18 protein-coding genes are annotated in these 17,164 nt (G+C 65.6%); 10 read left to right on the top strand and 8 right to left on the bottom strand.

What is annotated here, in order from left to right; genetic code table 11:
• The first annotated feature begins 49 nt into the window (after nt 1-49).
• From H9L41_RS13545 to H9L41_RS13505, 9 genes are all read left to right on the top strand, one after another.
• On the top strand, nt 50-646 hold the full coding sequence (locus H9L41_RS13545) for a MotA/TolQ/ExbB proton channel family protein (protein ID WP_308419513.1): 597 nt from the start codon (nt 50-52) through the stop codon (nt 644-646).
• 3 nt (nt 647-649) lie between these two features.
• Nucleotides 650-1,081 carry an ExbD/TolR family protein gene (locus H9L41_RS13540; protein ID WP_028446870.1) on the top strand — a complete coding sequence of 144 codons (432 nt, stop codon included), beginning with the start codon at nt 650-652 and terminating at the stop codon, nt 1,079-1,081.
• Between the two features lie 115 nt (nt 1,082-1,196).
• Nucleotides 1,197-1,523: an ExbD/TolR family protein gene (locus tag H9L41_RS13535; protein ID WP_308419512.1), complete on the top strand. Its 327-nt coding sequence runs from the start codon at nt 1,197-1,199 to the stop codon at nt 1,521-1,523.
• Between the two features lie 626 nt (nt 1,524-2,149).
• Nucleotides 2,150-3,886, top strand: a complete 1,737-nt coding sequence (locus H9L41_RS13530) for an ABC transporter substrate-binding protein (protein ID WP_187523407.1) — start codon at nt 2,150-2,152, stop codon at nt 3,884-3,886.
• Nucleotides 3,887-3,929: 43 nt separating this feature from the next.
• Nucleotides 3,930-4,607, top strand: a complete 678-nt coding sequence (locus tag H9L41_RS13525; protein WP_187523406.1) for a gluzincin family metallopeptidase — start codon at nt 3,930-3,932, stop codon at nt 4,605-4,607.
• Nucleotides 4,607-5,929 carry a M3 family metallopeptidase gene (locus tag H9L41_RS13520; RefSeq protein ID WP_187523405.1) on the top strand — a complete coding sequence of 441 codons (1,323 nt, stop codon included), beginning with the start codon at nt 4,607-4,609 and terminating at the stop codon, nt 5,927-5,929. Before H9L41_RS13525 ends, H9L41_RS13520 begins: the two co-directional genes overlap by 1 nt.
• Nucleotides 5,926-6,867, top strand: a complete 942-nt coding sequence (locus H9L41_RS13515) for an ABC transporter permease (protein ID WP_028446874.1) — start codon at nt 5,926-5,928, stop codon at nt 6,865-6,867. The genes H9L41_RS13520 and H9L41_RS13515 overlap by 4 nt, the downstream gene beginning before the upstream one ends.
• A gap of 18 nt (nt 6,868-6,885) precedes the next feature.
• On the top strand, nt 6,886-7,914 hold the full coding sequence (locus tag H9L41_RS13510) for an ABC transporter permease (RefSeq protein ID WP_028446875.1): 1,029 nt from the start codon (nt 6,886-6,888) through the stop codon (nt 7,912-7,914).
• 16 nt (nt 7,915-7,930) lie between these two features.
• Nucleotides 7,931-9,613: an ABC transporter ATP-binding protein gene (locus H9L41_RS13505; protein ID WP_028446876.1), complete on the top strand. Its 1,683-nt coding sequence runs from the start codon at nt 7,931-7,933 to the stop codon at nt 9,611-9,613.
• A 164-nt stretch (nt 9,614-9,777) separates the two neighbouring features.
• Here H9L41_RS13505 and H9L41_RS13500 read toward each other — a convergent pair whose 3' ends face one another.
• Nucleotides 9,778-10,320 carry a phasin family protein gene (locus tag H9L41_RS13500; RefSeq protein ID WP_051319150.1) on the bottom strand — a complete coding sequence of 181 codons (543 nt, stop codon included), beginning with the start codon at nt 10,318-10,320 and terminating at the stop codon, nt 9,778-9,780.
• A gap of 253 nt (nt 10,321-10,573) precedes the next feature.
• Between H9L41_RS13500 and phaR the strand changes: the two genes are divergently transcribed.
• Nucleotides 10,574-11,134: a polyhydroxyalkanoate synthesis repressor PhaR gene (phaR, locus tag H9L41_RS13495; RefSeq protein WP_028446878.1), complete on the top strand. Its 561-nt coding sequence runs from the start codon at nt 10,574-10,576 to the stop codon at nt 11,132-11,134.
• Between the two features lie 211 nt (nt 11,135-11,345).
• Here phaR and H9L41_RS13490 read toward each other — a convergent pair whose 3' ends face one another.
• The 7 genes from H9L41_RS13490 to H9L41_RS13460 are packed head-to-tail and all read right to left on the bottom strand — an operon-like array spanning nt 11,346 to nt 17,062.
• Complete coding sequence (locus tag H9L41_RS13490) at nt 11,346-11,618, bottom strand: hypothetical protein (RefSeq protein WP_051319151.1); 273 nt, start codon at nt 11,616-11,618, stop codon at nt 11,346-11,348.
• Nucleotides 11,611-12,696 carry a DNA-methyltransferase gene (locus tag H9L41_RS13485; RefSeq protein WP_187523404.1) on the bottom strand — a complete coding sequence of 362 codons (1,086 nt, stop codon included), beginning with the start codon at nt 12,694-12,696 and terminating at the stop codon, nt 11,611-11,613. The genes H9L41_RS13490 and H9L41_RS13485 overlap by 8 nt, the downstream gene beginning before the upstream one ends.
• The gene (locus H9L41_RS13480) at nt 12,693-14,486 is read right to left on the bottom strand and encodes a DNA cytosine methyltransferase (RefSeq protein WP_028446880.1); all 1,794 of its coding nucleotides are present in this window, start codon (nt 14,484-14,486) and stop codon (nt 12,693-12,695) included. The genes H9L41_RS13485 and H9L41_RS13480 overlap by 4 nt, the downstream gene beginning before the upstream one ends.
• Nucleotides 14,483-14,794 (bottom strand): hypothetical protein, encoded by a 312-nt coding sequence (locus tag H9L41_RS13475; protein WP_051319153.1) that lies wholly within the window; start codon nt 14,792-14,794, stop codon nt 14,483-14,485. The genes H9L41_RS13480 and H9L41_RS13475 overlap by 4 nt, the downstream gene beginning before the upstream one ends.
• Nucleotides 14,787-15,761: a DUF5131 family protein gene (locus H9L41_RS13470; protein ID WP_028446881.1), complete on the bottom strand. Its 975-nt coding sequence runs from the start codon at nt 15,759-15,761 to the stop codon at nt 14,787-14,789. Before H9L41_RS13470 ends, H9L41_RS13475 begins: the two co-directional genes overlap by 8 nt.
• Entirely contained in the window at nt 15,754-16,149 is a 396-nt protein-coding gene (locus H9L41_RS13465) for a hypothetical protein (RefSeq protein WP_051319154.1), read from the bottom strand. Before H9L41_RS13465 ends, H9L41_RS13470 begins: the two co-directional genes overlap by 8 nt.
• Nucleotides 16,142-17,062, bottom strand: coding sequence for a recombination-associated protein RdgC (locus H9L41_RS13460; RefSeq protein ID WP_034607389.1), 921 nt, complete (start codon nt 17,060-17,062; stop codon nt 16,142-16,144). The genes H9L41_RS13465 and H9L41_RS13460 overlap by 8 nt, the downstream gene beginning before the upstream one ends.
• Nucleotides 17,063-17,164 lie beyond the last annotated feature (102 nt).

Genomic DNA, 17,164 nt, shown 5'->3' with positions numbered 1-17,164 from the left:
GGCCCTGTGGGCACAGGGTGACTTCGTCGCCCGCGGCACCCTGATCATCATGATCATCATGTCGATGGGCACCTGGTACATCCTGGTCACCAAGCTGTGGGAACAAAGCAAGCTGTATCGTCAAGCCCGTGCCGCCCGTGAAGGCTTCTGGTCGGCCGGTTCGGTCAAGTCCGGCGTCGACACGCTGGAAGAGGGCAGCGCCTTCCGCTACATCGCCGAAAGCGCCGTGACCGCCACCGAACACCATGAAGGCGCGCTGCTCGAGCAGATCGACCGCAACACCTGGGTGACGATGTCGATCCAGCGTGCGATCGAGAACGTGCAGAACCGCCTGCAGGATGGCCTGGCCTTCCTGGCGACGGTCGGTTCGACCGCTCCCTTCATCGGCCTGTTCGGTACGGTGTGGGGTATCTACGGTGCGCTGGTGCAGATCGGCATGTCGGGCCAGGCTTCGATCGACAAGGTCGCAGGCCCGGTCGGTGAATCGCTGATCATGACCGCCATCGGTCTGGCCGTCGCGGTTCCGGCGGTGCTCGGTTACAACTGGCTGGTCCGTCGCAACAAGAGCGGCATGGAGCAAGTCCGCGCCTTCGGTGCCGACCTGCACAGCGTCGTGCTGGGTGGCGGTCAAGCCAAGCGGGGTTAAGTCATGGGCATGAGCGTCGGAGGTGATGGCGGCGGTGAAGACGAGGTGGTATCGGCAATCAACACCACGCCGCTCGTGGACGTGATGTTGGTGTTGCTGATCATCTTCCTGATCACGATCCCGGTCGCGGCGCACGTGGTGCCGGTGAAGCTGCCGCCGGAACGGACCAAGCCGAACGAGACCACGCCGATCAACGTCAATCTGTCGATCGACCGGGCCGGCAAGGTCTACTGGAACCAGAGCCTGATCGCGGACGAGAAGACGCTGACGGCGAAGCTGAAGGACGAAGTGTCGCAGCAGGTACCGCAACCCAAGATCCAGATCCGTGGCGACATGAACGCCAACTACGAATCGGTGCAATGGGTGGTACGGGCCTGCAAGCGCGCAGCGATCCTCAAGGTGGGCTTCATCATCGAGCCGCCGCCGCGTGGTTGATCCGGCTCCGCTGGACAGAATGGGAGTAATGCCATGGGCATGAATGTTGGTTCGGGAAGCGGTTCCGGCGATATGGAAGTCATGGGGAGATGAACACCACCCCCTGATCGACGTGATGCTGGTTCTGCTGGTGATGCTGATCATCACGATCCCGGTGCAGTTGCACTCGATCGATACCGACAACCCGGTGGGCAACCCGCCCCCGCCGTTGACCGAACCGGTGGTTCACCGGCTCGATATCGATGAAGCTGGCGCCATCTACATGGATGGCGTGGTGATTGACCAGAATGCGCTCGAGGCGGCCTTCATCGGCTATGCGAAGCAGGCCAACCAGCCGGAAGTGCATATCAAGCCGCGCAAGGCGACGCCGTATCGCACGGTCGCCATGGTGATGGCACTGGCCCAGCGTACGGGCGTGACCAAGTTCGGTTTGGTCGAGTAATCGACGACAGGTAGTCTCCGCGGCGGCATGCATCAGCATGCCGCCGCTTTGCGTCGCAGCATCATCGGTGAAGGCCCGGCGGCCGATCGGCCGCCGGGTTTGGCGAGCGCCCGACCAGGGCGTGTTTTGATGAGGCGTTGATTCAACGCTGTTTTTTGCGAATGCCTTTCATGGATCATCCATCGTTCACGGTCCGGGCCGGCGTCATGCCGGGCCGGGCTTGCCGGCAGCCAGGACAGGGCGTCGCCCGGCACGCCACTTCGGCCGCAATGCGGCGGCATGCGCCGTCGTACCGCGGCCGCGCGTCGTCGCGGCCGGCCGATCGATCCGGGGCCGCCTCGCCGCGGTCCATTCCCGTTCTTCTCGCCTCGGCATGACCGGCGGCGGCGTCATCGGCATGACGGGGTTCGCGTTCGCGCTGCCGCCGCATGCGCGGGCCATGTCTACGGCACGCCATGGATCGACGCTTCCGCCAGGATTCGAGTACCGGCCGCGGTCAGTCCGAAGCGGCCGCCGCACCCGCAATTTCCCGCGATAAGTCACTTATGAAACCCATCTCCACCCTTCTCGGCCTGGCCTGCCTCACCCTCGGCATGTCCGCGCCCGTCGCCGCCCAATCGGCGGACATGAACAAGGTGCTCCGCTATTACTTCAGGGCCGCGGAGGCCGGCTTCGACCCGGCCAAGTACACCGACCACTATTCGGGCATGGTCAACTACTCGATCTTCGAGGCGCTGTACGACTACGACTACCTGGCGCGGCCGATGAAGCTGGTGCCGCGGCTGGCCGACGGCATGCCGCAGATGAGCCCGGACGGCCGGCAGTACACGGTCCGCCTGAAGAAGGGCGTGCTGTTCGCCGACGACGCGGCCTTCGGCGGCAAGAAGCGCGAGCTGGTGGCGCAGGACGTGGTCTATTCGATCCAGCGCATGGTCGATCCGGCCAACCGCGGCGCGCCGTGGGATTTCCTGTTCAAGGGCAAGTTCATCGGCCTCGACGAGAAGATCGCCGTCGCCCAGAAGACCAACAAGTTCGAATACGACAAGCCGATCGAGGGCATCAAGGCGATCGATCGCTATACCGTCCAGTTCAACCTGAAGCGGCCGGACTTCCTGCTGCCGCAGATTCTGGCCGTGCCGGCCACCGGCATCACCGCACGCGAGGTGGTGGAGAAGTACGGCGACGACCTCGACGCCCACCCGGTCGGCACCGGCGCCTACCGCCTGCGCGACTGGCAGCGCCGCAACCGCATCGTGCTCGAGGCCAACCCGAACTATCGCGGCTACCGCTACGTGCCGGCCGAGGGTGCGACCGGCATCGACCAGACCGCGGTCAAGGAGATCGGCGACAAGACGCTGCCGCGCATCGGCGTGATCGACATCCGCATCATCGAGTCGCCGCAATCGGCCTTCCTGTCCTTCGACGACGGCGGCCTCGACGTGATGGTCGAGCTCGATCCCAACCTCGCCAACATGGTGGCGCCGGGCGGCCAGCTGATCGAGAAATACGCCAAGCGCGACTGGCACAGCTACCGCGAGCTCAGCCAGAGCATCCAGTACAAGCAGTTCAACATGGACGACCCGGTGGTCGGCGGCTACACGCCCGAGAAGGTCGCACTGCGCCGTGCCTATTCGATGGCCTTCAATACCGCCTGGAACAACTGGGTGGTTTACATGGGCACGGTCGAACAGGCGCATTCGCCGATCGCGCCGAACATCGTCGGCTACGACGCCAACTTCCGTAACGCCTTCCTGCGCTACGACGTACCCAAGGCCAACGCCTTGCTCGACGTGTTCAACTACAAGGACTGCGACGGCGACGGCTGGCGCGAGGCGCCCGGTTGCAAGCCGCTGACGATCACCTTCCTGTACTCGACCGGCAAGGACACCCGCGACTATGAGGAGCTGACGGTCAACACCTGGAAGCTGCTGAAGATCCGCGGCGAAGTGCGCAAGGTGCAGTTCCCCGACCTGGTCACCGCCCGGCAGAACGGCAAGTACCAGATGACCTACGGCGCCTGGAACGCCGACTACCCCGATGCCGAGAACTTCATGCAGCTCTTGTACGGCCCGAACGCCGGCCCGGCCAACGAGGCGCGCTTCCGCAACAAGGAGTTCGACAAGCTGTACGAAGACATCGCCTCGATGCCCGATTCGCCCGAGCGCAACCAGAAGCTGCTGCGCATGAGCCGCATCGTCGGCGCCTACGTGCCCTGGGTCTACGAGATGCACAAGGTCGACACCCACCTGGCGCAGCCCTGGGTCAGCGGCTTCAGACCGCACCCGGACCAGATGGCGCACTTCATGTACATCGACATCGATATGGACAAGCGCCTGAAGGCGCTCGGCAGCCAACCCAAGTAAACGGCGCCAGCCGCCCGTTCACACAAGATTCCTGGAGACGCAAATGAACAGACTCTCTCTGCTGGTCGCCGCTGCACTGGTGGCACCGTCGACGCTCGCCGCCGATCTCGGCTCCCTGCCGCGCGGCGGCATCCTGCAGGCCCCGGCCGCCGACGTGCCGCGCCTGTGCGACGAGGCCGCGGCCAAGATCAAGGCCACCGTGGCCGAGCTGCAGAAGCTGCCGCTGGACCAGGCCACCCCGGCCACCGTGCTCAAGCCCTGGAGCGTCGCCAGCGGCGAGCTGGTCGAGTTCTGGTGGGGCGGCGGCCTGATCGCCAACGTCCATCCCGACGAGAAGATCCGCCAGGCCAACGAGGCCTGCGACCTCAAGCTGTCCGAGACCATGAACGGCGTGATGCAGGACGCCGCGCTGTACGCCCGCTTCAAGGCGGTCAAGCCGGCCGATGCGATCGACGCCGAGACGCTGAAGGGCGTACTGGCCGAGTTCGAGGACAAGGGCGTCAACCTGCCGCCCAAGCGCCGCGCCGAGGCGGCCAAGCTGTTCGCCCGGCTCGACAAGCTGCAGCAGGACTTCGCCCGCAACGTACGCGAGAACAAGCAGAAGCTGGCCTTCAGCGCCGCCGAGCTCAAGGGCGTGCCCGACGAGGTGCTGAAGTCGTTCAAGCAGGACGGCAAGGGCAACTACCTGGTCGGCTTCGACTACCCGAATACCTGCCAGTGATGGAAAACGCCGAGAACGGCGAGACCCGCCGCAAGCTGCAGTACGCCTACACCCGCCGCGGCGGCCCGAAGAACCTGGCGATCCTGCACGAGGTGGCCAACCTGCGTAAGCAGCTGGCCACGCTGATGGGCTATCCCTCGTTCGCCGCCTGGGCGACGCGCAACAATATGGTCGGCAAGCCCGAGGTGGTGCTCGGCTTCCTCGACAAGGTCAAGCACACCGTGACCGAAGTCGAGAAGCGCGAACTGGCCGACCTGGCGCAGGAGAAGGCCCGCTTCACCGGCGACGCCAAGGCCAGGATCGAGCGCTGGGACCAGGCCTTCTACGAACGCCGCGTGCAGAAGGCGCGCTACCAGATCGACCAGGCCGAAGTGCGCGAGCAGTTCCCGACCGAGCCGACCATCGCCTGGATGATGGCGGTGACCAGCCGGCTCTACGGCGTCGAGTTCCGTCCCAACACCACGCTGGCGGTGTGGCACGACGACGTGAAGGCCTACGACGTGTTCGACAAGGCCAGCGGCGAATACCGCTCGACCTTCTACCTCGACCTGTTCCCGCGCGACGGCAAGTACAAGCACGCCGCCGCCTTCAGCGTGCGCCAGGCCAGCACCCTGGTCGGCAACACCCCGATCTCGACGCTGGTGACCAACTTCAGCCGCAAGGGCTTCGACCAGGAAGAGCTCGAGACGTTGTTCCACGAGTTCGGCCACATCATGCACGGCGTGCTGAGCCGTACCCGCTACACCCTGAACGCCGGCACCAACACCAAGCGCGACTTCGTCGAAGCGCCGTCGCAGATGTACGAGGGGTGGAGCCGCAACCCGGCCTCGCTGGCGCTGTGGAACGAGATCTGCCCGAGCTGCAAGCCGATCGACATGAAGCTGGTCGCCAAGATGAACGAGGCGCGCCAGTTCGGCCAGGGCACCAAGTACGCCCGCCAGTGGCTGTACGCCGCCTACGACATGGCGCTGGCCGGCCCGATCCCGCAGGACCCGCTCAAGCTGTGGAAGAAGATGGAAGGCGCCACGCCGCTGGGCTACGTCAAGGGCACCGAGTTCCCCGGCACCTTCGGTCACATCGTCGGCGGCTACGCGGCCGGCTACTACGGCTACATGTGGTCGGAAGTGCTGGCGCTCGACATGCGCACCGCCTTCGGCAGCAACTTCATGGACCCGGCAGTCGGCCTGCGCTTCCGCCAGACCATCCTCGAGAACGGCTCGCAAGTCGCCGAGATGGACCTGGTGCGCCAGTTCCTCGGCCGTGAACCGAACTCCGAGGCGTTCTTCAAGGAGATCACCGGCCAGGCCGAGGTGGCCCGATGAGCGCTTACCTGATCCGCCGCATCTGGCAGATGATCCCGACCATGATCGGGGTCATGCTGCTGGTGTTCGTCATCTTCCACGTATTCGGCTCCGACCCGAGCGTGATCCTGGCCGGCAAGTTCCCCAACAAGGAGAAGATCGCCGCGATCCAGGCCCAGCTCGGCCTGCTCGATCCGTGGTGGGTGCAGCTCGCCATCTTCGCCAAGCAGGTGGTGACCTTCGACTTCGGCCGCAGCTGGAGCACCAACGAGTCGGTCTCCGCGCTGCTGCTGCAGCGCGCGCCGGTGACGCTGACGGTGATGCTGCCGGTATGGCTGTTCGACGCGCTGATCGCCGTCAGCCTGGCCGCCTGGGTGGCCTACCGCCGCGGCTCGTTGACCGACCGCAGCATCGTCGCGATCTGTACCGCCGCCATGTCGATCAGCCTGCTGCTCTACGTGGTGGTCGGCCAGTTCGTGTTCGGCCGCGTGCTGGGCTGGTTCCCGGTCTCGGGCTGGGCGCAGGGCGACCTGTGGACCAACCTGGCCCGCTACGTGCCGCTGCCGGTGATTCTGATGCTGCTGGTGTCGGTGGCGCCGAGCCTGCGGCTCTACCGTTCCTTCGTGGTCGAGGAGACCAACCAGGACTACGTCCGCACCGCGCGCGCCAAGGGCGCCAGCGAAGGCCGGGTGATGGTGGTGCACGTGCTGCGCAACGCGGCGGTGCCGATCGTCACCAACCTCGGCCTGCAGTTGCCGGGCCTGCTGGTCGGTTCCTTCCTGATCGAGAAGATCTTCTCGATCCCCGGCGTGGGCAGCGAGATCGTCACCGCCGTGTCGAACAACGACTTCCCGATCATCAAGGCCATCACGGTCTACACCGCGATGGTCACCATGATCGCGAACCTGCTGGTCGACGTGCTCTACAAGTGGCTCGACCCACGCGTCGAACTCAAATAAGGCGAGGGAAAAGAAGCCATGTCTCAAAATGCATCGCAGAGTTTCTGGCGGGCAGCCGGGCAGCGCCTGTGGCGCGACAACCTGGCCAAGCTGTGCATCGTCGTGCTGGTGTTCTACTTCGGCCTGGCGATCGCCTCCAAGCTCGGCCTGGTCGCCACCGACTGGAACCGCGGCACCGGCGTGTCGTTCGCCAACCCGAGCTTCATCGCCGACGAGCCGAACCCGTTCGGCAAGAACAGCCAGATGAAGCCCGAGGAAGTGCCGCTGGACGCCGAGGCGCGCGCGGTCGATCCGCTGGCGCCGTACTACGACCAGATCGACCAGGCGGCCAAGGCCTACCCGCAGGTCGAGGAACAGCGTTCCTGGACGCTGCCGCTGGGCGGCGACAAGTGGGGCCGCAACGTGCTCGACAAGGCCATCAAGGGCGGCGAGGTGTCGATCACCGTCGGCGTGCTGGCGGCGCTGCTGGCGGTCGCCATCGGTACCGTGCTCGGCGCGGTCAGCGGTTATTTCGGCCGCTGGATCGGTGACCTGCTCGAGTGGTTCTACAGCATCTTCACCGCCATGCCGTACTTCCTGCTGGTGCTCGCCATCGCCGGCGCGCTCGGCACCAAGGGCATCGGCACGGTGATCATGGTGCTGGGCCTGACCGGCTGGACCAGCGTCTACCGGCTGGTGCGCGCCGAGTACATCAAGCAGCGCAGCCGCGAGTACGTGCAGGCCGCCAACGCGATCGGCGCGAGCCAGAGCCGCATGATGTTCGTCCACATCCTGCCCAACGTCTCCCACCTGATCCTGGTCCAGCTGTCGCAGCTGGTGATCGACTTTATCAAGGCCGAAGTGGTGCTGTCCTTCCTCGGCTTCGGCGTGCCGCTCGATTCCATCTCCTGGGGCGTGATGATCAACGAGGTGATGGTCGAGCTGGTGCTCGGCAAGTGGTGGCAGCTCGCCACCGTGGCCGTCGTGATGTCCACCTTCGTGGTGTGCTTCGGCCTGTTCACCGACGTGCTGCGCGATGCGCTCGACCCCAAGGCCAGCCGCCGATAAGCCGGGAAAACCGAACATGAGTCAAAACAACCTGCTTGAAGTCAAAGACCTGCGTGTGAGCTTCCGCATGGGCAAGGGCGAGCGCTTCGACGCGCTCAAGGGCGTCAACTACGTGATCCCGGCGCACAGCACCGTCGCGCTGGTCGGCGAATCGGGCTCGGGCAAGTCGGTCTCGGCGATGGCCATCATGGGCCTGTTGCCGAAGTCCAATACCGAGTTCGGCGCGCAGAGCCAGATCCTGTTCGAAGGCCGCGACCTGCTGCGCGAGTCCGACGCCGCCAACCGCAAGCGCTGCGGCAAGGAGATCTCGATGATCTTCCAGGACCCGATGACCTCGCTGAACCCGGTCTACCGGGTCGGCGAGCAGATCGTCGAGGTGCTGAAGCTGCACAAGGACATCGGCAAGAAGGCTGCGCGCGCGCGGGCCATCGAGCTGTTGCGCGAGGTCGGCATCCCCGATCCGGAGAAGCGCATCGACAGCTATCCGCACGAGATGTCGGGCGGCCAGCAGCAGCGCGTGATGATCGCCATGGCGATCGCCTGCGAGCCCAAGCTGCTGATCGCCGACGAGCCGACCACCGCGCTCGACGTGACGGTGCAGAAGCAGATCGTCGAGCTGCTCAAGAAGCTGCAGCAGCAGCACGGCATGAGCATCCTGTTCATCACCCACGACCTGGAGCTGGTGCGCGAGACCGCCGACCACGTGGTGGTGATGCACCACGGCGTGATCAAGGAGCAGGGCGCCTCGAAGGACGTGTTCGCCGCGCCGGCCGATCCGTACACGCGGGCGCTGCTGGCCTGCCGGCCGTCGATCGACAAGCGGCCGATCCGGCTGCCGGTGGTCGACGACTTCCTGTCCGGCCGCGAGCACGAGCTGCCCCGCGGCGAGCGCCAGCGCGGCGTGAACCCGGCCGATCCGATCGTGCTGGAGGTGAAGAACCTGCGGAAGAGCTTCAGCGTGAAGCAGGGCCTGTTTGGCCGGCGCGAAGTCGATGCGGTCAAGGGCGTCAGCTTCAAGCTGGCCCGCGGCAAGACGGTCGGCATCGTCGGCGAATCGGGCTCGGGCAAGACCACGCTGGGCAAGACCATCCTGCGGCTGCACAGCTGCCAGGGCGGCGAGGTCAGCTTCGACGGCCGCGACCTGATGGCCCTGTCGGACAAGGAATTCCAGCCCTACAAGCGGCGGATGCAGATCATCTTCCAGAACCCGTACGCCAGCCTCAACCCGCGCTTCACGGTGGGTGACATCCTGCTCGAGCCGATGCGCGTGCACCGCATCCACGACAACGACCGCGACCGCCGCGAGCACGCGCTGCAGCTGCTCAAACGGGTCGGCCTCGACGAGCGCGCCTTCCACAAGTATCCGCACGAGTTCTCGGGCGGCCAGCGCCAGCGCATCAGCATCGCGCGCTGCCTGTCGATGAAGCCGGAGATCCTGGTCTGCGACGAATCGGTGTCGGCGCTCGACGTCTCGGTGCAGGCGCAGGTGCTCAACCTGCTGCAGGAGCTGCAGGACGAGTACGGCATGAGCTACCTGTTCATCTCGCACGACCTCAACGTGGTGAAGTACATCTCGGACGAGGTGCTGGTGATGAACCACGGCGAGATGGTCGAGTACGCCAACGCCGACGAGCTCTACCGCGATCCGAAGCACCCGTACACGCAGAAGCTGCTGGCCGCGATTCCCGGCCGGAACTGATGGGTAGGCAGGGCGGCCGGCGCTCGATGCCGGTCCGCCGTGTTGATTGACAGGCCGCCGCAAGGCGGCTTTTTTCTTATGCGGGGTAGGGCCGCGGCGGCGGCCGGGCAAAGAAAACGCCGGCCATGAAGGCCGGCGTCGGGTGGTGTGGGCTGCGTGGCGGCTTAGCGGCCGGCGCGCGTACCCTTCTGTACCGCGTCGGTGGTCGCCGTGGTGGCGGCCTTCACGCTGGCGTCGGCGAACTCGGTCACCTGCTTGGCGGCCTTGGACAGGCTGTCGAAGGCGGCCTGGCTGGCCGACAGCGTCGACTTGAACAGCGAGGAGGCCACGTCGGAGCCGGCCGGTGCGGCGTTGCCGAGGCTTTCCAGGCTGTTCAGCAGCGATTTCTGGTAGGCGCCGGTGCGCTCCTCGGCCAGCTTGGCGAATTCGGCCTGGGTCTGCGAGGCCAGTTCGTACAGGTGGCGCGACAGCCCCAGCAGCGAGCCGATGCTCTGCTCGGCCACCTCGGTGCGGATCGCCAGCGCGCTCTGCACGTCGGTGGCGTCGGCCAGCTTGGCCGCGCTCTGGGCCGATTGCTCGAGCGCTTCCTTGGCGGCCTCGAACTGCAGGCGCAGCACGCGTTCGGCGCCGGCCAGGCTGATGTGGGCCACCCGGATCGCGGTTTCGAGCTGCTGCTGGGTCAGATCGGAATAGGGGACTTGGGTCATGCTGTGCTCCTCATGGGTGGGCCATCGCAGGCTGGCGGCGAGTGGCTTGGCGTCGTGGACGGTGTCGCCGGCGACGCACGCTTGGACTCCGGGGGTGTCGTGCCTGACGCCTTGCGTATATAGTTATGCTGCTTCGCACAACAGGATTCATTCTAGGAATCGAATCCGGCACCGTCAAGAAATGGTGCTGCAATGCAGCATACGCCGGTTTGCATGTTAAGTCATTGATTCGCAGAACAACACGGAGACAAACTTGGCTGACAACAACGACAAGCGCGTGATCAAGAAGTACCCCAACCGCCGCCTCTACGACACCGCCACCAGCTGTTACATCACGCTCGACGACGTCAAACAGCTCGTTCTCGACAATGTCGAGATCGTGGTCGAGGACGCCAAGACCCACGAGGACATCACCCGCAGCGTGCTGCTGCAGATCATCCTCGAAGAGGAAAGCGGCGGCGCGCCGATGTTCACCTACGACGTGCTGACCCAGATCATCCGCTTCTACGGCCACGCGATGCAGGGCCTGATGGGCAACTACCTGGAAAAGAACCTGCAGCTGTTCAGCCAGATGCAGCAGCGCCTGCAGGACCAGTCCAAGTCGGTCTACGGCGGCGACAACCCGATGGCGGCCAACGCCAACCTGTGGGGCGAGTTCATGAAGTTCCAGGCGCCGGCCATGCAGAACATGATGACCAGCTACCTCGAGCAGAGCACCAATATGTTCGTCGAGATGCAGCAGCAGCTGCAGGACCGCGCCAAGAACATGTGGTCGGGCTTCGGTTTCCCGCCGGCCGGCAGCGACAAGAAGTGACGGCCTTAGTTCTCTGATTTAAAATCGCTTTTCCCGATGGCGGGCGTGTCGAGCGACACGCCCGCCTGCTTTTTGACGAAGGATAGACGTACATGCACGCCCCAAAGTCGGATTTGTTAGCCTTGGTTGCCCATAAGATTCTGAATCTATACTTTGGCGCGACGAAGAAAAAAGCCCAGCGATGCTGGGCTTTGCGTTATCGGCTGGGTGGTTACGCCGCAGCCTTCGGTTGCTGGATGTCCGCGCCGGGTGGGGCCGCGTGGACACGCAGGTAGCCTTGTCCGCGCAGGTAGTTACGGTAGCTCTGTAGGGACACTTCCCAGACTGTCCGTGCGATTTCGGGTCCGTCATCGATGATGGTGCCGTCCTGATCTACGATCGCCAGGCGCGCTGGCCGGCCGGCGCTGTCTACAATGCTGAGCCCTTGGTGTGACACCGCGCTGATGTTGGCGTTTTTCATGTGGTCGGCCTCGTCTTCAAACATTGGCAGTAGCTTCTTTGTGCAGCACTAGACCAAGCTGGCGCAGCCGCTGAGCTTGGAGCGATTCGTAGCTGCGGTTCAGCTCGCACCCGATGAATTTCCGGCCCAGTCGCTGAGCAACCTGCCCAGTCGTGCCGCTGCCGAAAAATGGGTCGATCACCATGTCGCCGGCCCTGCTGCCGGCGAGAATGCACGGCTCGACCAGTGCCTCCGGGAATGTCGCGAAGTGGGCGCCGCTGTACGACTGTGTGGCCACCGTCCAGACGCTGCGCTTGTTGCGTACCTGGTCGTAGTGGACGTCCGGACGGTCTTCGCGGTGCTGGGGCTTCTGCCCTGACTGGCCGCTGGTGTCCTTGGTGGCTCGGGCGAAGCTGTTGCGGCTGCTGCGAGCCCCCCCCGCTGCCTTCATCGGCCCGTTGGTTTTGCCCGGCACCCGGTCGCTTCCAGCCTGGGCCTCGATGTCCTGTGTCCATCGCTGTCGGCTCGATTCCGCGGCCGGTTCGCGAAGGGCATCGCTATCGAAGAAGTACCGCGGGGACTTGCTCAGCAGGAACAGGTACTCGTGCGCCTTCGTGCAGCGGTCGCGCACGCTTTCCGGCATCGGATTCGGCTTGGACCAGATGATGTCCTGGCGCAGGTACCAGCCATCGGCGCGCAGAGCGAATGCCAGCATCCACGGGATGCCGATCAAGTCCTTCGGTTTGCAAGTGCCCACGGCACCCCGAGCGTTCTTGCGGAGGGCCTTATTCTTGTCGGCGCCCAGCCGAGCCCCTCGGATGCCGTCGATCGCGAAGCTGCCGCCACCGCCATTTCCACCACCGGCATAGCTGTCCCCGATGTTCAGCCACAGCGTGCCGTCGTCGCTCAAGATTTGGCGCACGTGGCGGAAAACCTCAACGAGGTGCTCGATGTACTGCTCTGGCGTTCCCTCGAGACCGATCTGGCCGTTGACCCCGTAGTCCCGAAGGCCGAAATACGGCGGGCTCGTGACACACATTTGGGCCTTCAGCCCTTCCTGCGCCATGGCCGGTAGCAGCTCGCGGCAGTCCCCGAAATAGCACTGGTTTTCCAACTTCGTCATGGCGCCAGCCCCTCGAGGTTGCCGGGCAGGGTGAGCGCCAGGGCCACGTCGCGGACCCAGATTGGCGTCGAGCCGAGCACGAAAGTCTCCCCGGACCTGGCCAGCAGCAGCGTGGTGCCCATCACCTCGCCGATCGCCTTGGCGGCCTTGCGCGGGATCGCGTTGCCGATCCGTTCGCGCCATGCCTCGTCGTTCAAACCGTCGAGCTCGAGGTATTCCTCGGGCTCGATCAGGCTCTGCAGGGCGGCCATCTCGAGCGTCGTGAATGGGCGATGCCAAGTGCCGTCCAGCGACTGAATGACGGCGACCAGACGGTCATTGCTCGCCGGCATGCGAGGGTCGGCCACGGACCATCGGCCGTTGTCGTGGCAGGCAGCCGCAGTGACGGCGCCGCTGTGTTCGTCCCAGCCGACCACGCCGTAGTGGCCGCCGGTTAGGTAGTGGTCGCCGCGCCCGCGGTTAAGACCCGATCGCGGGTCGGCCACTGCGTACGCGCCCTGTCCGGTCGTGCTGCCAGCGATCACCGTGCCGGCGTGGCTGGCCCAGTCCGTCACCGCGTATTTGCCGAAGGTAGGGCCGGCCCGCCGTGGATCGGCGACAGCCTGGCCACCGCTGGTTGGTCCGACGCCACCGGTGACGGTGCCGGCCGGCTCGTCGAACGGCACGACCCGGAAGACGTTGTTGTGGCGCACGCCGTCGACGCGCGGGTCGGCCACCGAATAGCTGCCACCACCGGGCTTTGATTGGCCGCTGATAGCACCAGCGTGCCGCTCCCATTCGAGCACGCCGTACTGGCTGTATTCGGCCATGCCGACCGGCCGTGGATCTGCGACCGAGAATGCGCCGTTGCTCGGCCCGCTGGCGCCACAGACGGCGCCAGTGTGTTCGTCCCGGCGGCGCACGCCGAGGTAGCCGTCGTGCCGAGCTGGCACGATCAGGTAGTCGCGCAGGTGCCCGTTCTCGACCGCAAGGCGCTCAAGGCTCCGCCAGTCCTTGCCAGCTTCGACGAAGGCTAGGCGCACCCAGGTTTTGAACTGCAGCGCTGGCACGCGATGCATCGGGCCTCCGGTGCGATCACCTGGTAGCGGCATACGGCCGAGGACCGTGCCCACGCCCTGCAGGCGGTGCTGCTCCGGCTCGTACAGGAACGGCGGCACTGTCGCCGCGTGCCTGGCCACCATGAGGAAGCGCTTGCGACTCTGGGCCAGCCTGCCGATCTGGCCGCAGTCGTGCTTGGTTTCGTTCGCGACGTATCCGTATGCGGCGAACAGCGCGATGATCTGGTCGAGCAGGTGCCGAGCTCGGGATGCCAGCCGCGGGACGTTTTCGAACACGATCAGCGGGACGGGATCGTCTGCCCACGCCTCGAGCATCAGCCAGACGCACCGCAGCGTGAGCTCGTTCAGCGCAACGTACTTCGGGGTGATGCTCAGGCTCTCGGGCGTGAGGCCCGAGGCGGCCTTGCAGGGCGACGAGATGCAGACGATGTCAGGCCGGCGGTTCTGGGCCGCGCGCCGGATGTCCGCCGGCGTTGCCTCCGTCCAGCCGTGTGGTGGCTCTTTGCCGTGAAACGCGGTGTACTGCTGGCGCGTGAACAGGTCCATCACGGTGCCGGCGACACCGGTGAGACGCTCGAAGTCGCGGATGGCGGCCGGGTCGTTGTCGATGCCGCCAAGGCATACGAATTTCGCCTGCAGGTTGCCGACGCGCGGGTTGGCGTCGTTCATGCCGGCCGCGCCACCGCCGAGCCCGCAGCAGAAATGGAAGTGGGTGATTTCGGTCTGAATCATTTGCGATAGCTCGTCGGATAGGGAAAGCCGTAGCCCCAGCGCCACGGCGTCGGGAGAAGGGGGTGGCCGCCGATCCGGACGGCAAGCCACATCGTGAAGGCCCAGACGGGGTGGCCGTTCATGCAGACCCGGGCAGCCAGCATCGCGTCGGCGTGCCGCCTGTCCGCCGCGGAGCCGCCGCGCCAGTACGCCAAGTCGTGAGAGACGCACGCGTGCTCCCACGGCGGCCGCCGGCGCAGCACGCGGCGCCAGATCCAGCTCATACCGCCGCTGCAGCCGTCGGTGGTGAAGGGTGCACGATCAGCCATGGCGCACCTCCGGATAGGCGTCGTGGAGGTGCCCATCCAGCAGCCTGCCAGCGGTCTTCTTTCCGACGCGCTCGACAATGGCGCGAGCGCCGAAGCTGGTGAAGGCTCGCGGGTATCGGTCGGTAAGGACGAAGCGATCGGGTTGATGCTCGTAATCACCGAACGCGAATTGACCTGATGTCTCGCTCGGCCGAACTCTCGCAGGAGCCCACTCTCCCCATTGCTTGAACAGGAACGGCACGCTTGCTGCGGCGCACTGATCGCGGAGGTCGCGCGCCCACCGTATGCTCATCGGTCGGGCGCCAGGCCCGGACTCGCCGCCTGCCACCACCCAGTGGATGGGCGACGCCATGCCCTCGGCGACGTCAACTGGGCCGTCGAGGTCGAAAATGGTCACCGGCCCAAGCAAAGGCTCGGCGCTGATCCACCGCACGGCCGCCGGTGCTTGTAGCAGCAGCGGAATGCGCTCGTCGGCCGTGGCTTGGTCCTCGACGCTCACGCCGAGCCAGACATTGGGGAGGGGCCATTGGAGCGTATCCGCGGCGGGGGTGTATTTGAGCCGGTCGCGTATCTCCATCTGCACATCCCAGCTCTGCAGGCCCAGCAGGTACGCCATGCGTGCCGGCCGTTTCGTCAGGACCTGGAAGGTGTGCTGCTGGGCATGCGCCATCGTCTCGAATACGTCGATGATGAAATCGTCCGGCACGGCCTCGTGGAACAGATCGGACATCGAGTTGACGAAGATTCGGCGCGGCTTGGCCCAGCGCAGCGGCTGGGCCAGGCGCTCGAGATGGCACTCCACCTGCTCAAATTCGCGGCCGTGGTAGACCGTGTTAGGCATGGCCGACAGGCGCGGCCAGATCTGGTGCTTCGCGTAGCAATGCTTGCAACCCTGACTGACCTTTGTGCAGCCGGTGACGGGATTCCAGGTCGCGTTGGTCCATTCGATGCCCGTGCGGTCAGCCATGATCGGCCTCCCGTAGTTGGTCATCGCAGGCGGTGCTGCTCGGCCTGCTGCACGGGCGGGGCGACGGCGCCCTCCCCATCACTGCCGCGGCAAGTACGATGGCGCGGCGCGCGGCCGCCATGCGGTCGCCGCCCGAATAGTCCACGGTCTCGTAGGCGGCAGGGCCGCCCGGCCGCGTGGCCTGGGCGCAGGCATTGCCGTAGAAGCGCGTCGTCATGTCGAGGTGGACCGCCAGCCGCATGGCGTCGCTATCGCTGGCGAGGGGATTCCATTTGTGCGGCGAAGGCCGTGCCTTGCTGCACACCATCAGCCCGCCGGCCGTCAAGCGATTGCTGATACGCAAGCTTGCCGCTTTTGCTGCCAGTTCCAGCAGTTCCTGGTCAGTCATGGTTCTTCTCCTGGCCCAGCTCGCCGCCCAGCGCCTCGATCACCGCCGCCAGGTACGCGCGGCCCTCGAGGATCTGCAGCGCCAGGCAGGCGTCGAACAGCGCGGCAGCGTCTTCGGCGTCGGCCTGCTTGATCTGGTCCTGCAGCAGGTCGAGGAACTGCAGCCGCTTGAGCTGCAGCTTCTCGGTCAGTACGAAGGCGATGCGATCGCCCCACGTGAGGGCCAGCTCCCGCACCACCTTGCCCGTCTTCAGGTGCGACTTGACCTCGTCGGCGTTGAGGTCGAGGCCGGAGCACGCGACCTGGCCGCCGCCGGTGCCGGGCACGTTGAGACGCACGCGATCGTCCAGCGAGTAGCCGGGCGGGGCGCCGTGCTCGAGCCAGGTGCTCATGGCCGTCACCGGGTCGAGCTGGGTCTCTGCCCGTTTGGTCGGCAGCGAGCCCAGCGTTTCGCGCAGGAACTGCACCAGCTGCTCGGCCTTGGCCGGCGCCGAGCTGTCGATCCAGATCCAGCCCCCGACGGGGTCGATGACGGCGCGCAGCACGCGCGAGCGCGAGAAGGCGCGCGGCAGCAGCTCCTCGGCGATCCGCTCACGAATCTCCTTCAGCTCCTTCTTGCCGAGCTTGCGCAGCTCCTTGGCCTCGATCTCGGCGGCGCGCTTGTCTGCGGCCTCTTTCACGACGCTCGGCGGCAACAGCTTCTCTTCGGTCTTGAGTGCGACCAGCGCGGCGCCCGACTGGGTGTAGGCGAAGACGTCGGGCGTGTGGGGCGCCGGCGGAATCCATCCCGCCACCATGCGGTCGGTCGTGCCAGCCGGCACGAAGCTGCGCTTCTTCAACTCGGCGTCGAGGTTGGCGAGGTCGATCTTGGTGGGATCGGTGATGCGGTACGGCTGTAGGTTCTTGAACCACATGGCGGGCTCCGGTCGTGGGGTTTGGCTCTTGCTGGCCGGCTCAGGGAACCGGCCCGAAAAAGCGGCCGCTTGCGCAGCCAAATTGAGGAGCGAGGGAAGTCG

The sequence above is a fragment of the Chitinimonas koreensis genome, assembly GCF_014353015.1.
GTDB classification, from domain to species: Bacteria; Pseudomonadota; Gammaproteobacteria; order Burkholderiales; family Chitinimonadaceae; genus Chitinimonas; species Chitinimonas koreensis.
Note: the sequence above shows the minus strand (reverse complement) of the source record. Positions and strands in the feature narration are given on the sequence as shown.

What these genes read in the sequence shown, in the direction of transcription:
- H9L41_RS13470 (WP_028446881.1), bottom strand. Translation starts at nt 15,761, where the DNA reads ATGGCTGACCGCACGGGCATCGAATGGACCAACGCGACCTGGAATCCC.
- H9L41_RS13500 (WP_051319150.1), bottom strand. Translation starts at nt 10,320, where the DNA reads ATGACCCAAGTCCCCTATTCCGATCTGACCCAGCAGCAGCTCGAAACC.
- H9L41_RS13465 (WP_051319154.1), bottom strand. Translation starts at nt 16,149, where the DNA reads ATGACTGACCAGGAACTGCTGGAACTGGCAGCAAAAGCGGCAAGCTTG.
- H9L41_RS13480 (WP_028446880.1), bottom strand. Translation starts at nt 14,486, where the DNA reads ATGATTCAGACCGAAATCACCCACTTCCATTTCTGCTGCGGGCTCGGC.
- H9L41_RS13540 (WP_028446870.1), top strand. Translation starts at nt 650, where the DNA reads ATGGGCATGAGCGTCGGAGGTGATGGCGGCGGTGAAGACGAGGTGGTA.
- H9L41_RS13485 (WP_187523404.1), bottom strand. Translation starts at nt 12,696, where the DNA reads ATGACGAAGTTGGAAAACCAGTGCTATTTCGGGGACTGCCGCGAGCTG.
- H9L41_RS13515 (WP_028446874.1), top strand. Translation starts at nt 5,926, where the DNA reads ATGAGCGCTTACCTGATCCGCCGCATCTGGCAGATGATCCCGACCATG.
- H9L41_RS13535 (WP_308419512.1), top strand. Translation starts at nt 1,197, where the DNA reads ATGCTGGTTCTGCTGGTGATGCTGATCATCACGATCCCGGTGCAGTTG.
- H9L41_RS13525 (WP_187523406.1), top strand. Translation starts at nt 3,930, where the DNA reads ATGAACAGACTCTCTCTGCTGGTCGCCGCTGCACTGGTGGCACCGTCG.
- H9L41_RS13520 (WP_187523405.1), top strand. Translation starts at nt 4,607, where the DNA reads ATGGAAAACGCCGAGAACGGCGAGACCCGCCGCAAGCTGCAGTACGCC.
- H9L41_RS13460 (WP_034607389.1), bottom strand. Translation starts at nt 17,062, where the DNA reads ATGTGGTTCAAGAACCTACAGCCGTACCGCATCACCGATCCCACCAAG.
- H9L41_RS13510 (WP_028446875.1), top strand. Translation starts at nt 6,886, where the DNA reads ATGTCTCAAAATGCATCGCAGAGTTTCTGGCGGGCAGCCGGGCAGCGC.
- H9L41_RS13475 (WP_051319153.1), bottom strand. Translation starts at nt 14,794, where the DNA reads ATGGCTGATCGTGCACCCTTCACCACCGACGGCTGCAGCGGCGGTATG.
- H9L41_RS13530 (WP_187523407.1), top strand. Translation starts at nt 2,150, where the DNA reads ATGAACAAGGTGCTCCGCTATTACTTCAGGGCCGCGGAGGCCGGCTTC.
- H9L41_RS13545 (WP_308419513.1), top strand. Translation starts at nt 50, where the DNA reads ATGATCATCATGTCGATGGGCACCTGGTACATCCTGGTCACCAAGCTG.
- H9L41_RS13490 (WP_051319151.1), bottom strand. Translation starts at nt 11,618, where the DNA reads ATGTTTGAAGACGAGGCCGACCACATGAAAAACGCCAACATCAGCGCG.
- H9L41_RS13505 (WP_028446876.1), top strand. Translation starts at nt 7,931, where the DNA reads ATGAGTCAAAACAACCTGCTTGAAGTCAAAGACCTGCGTGTGAGCTTC.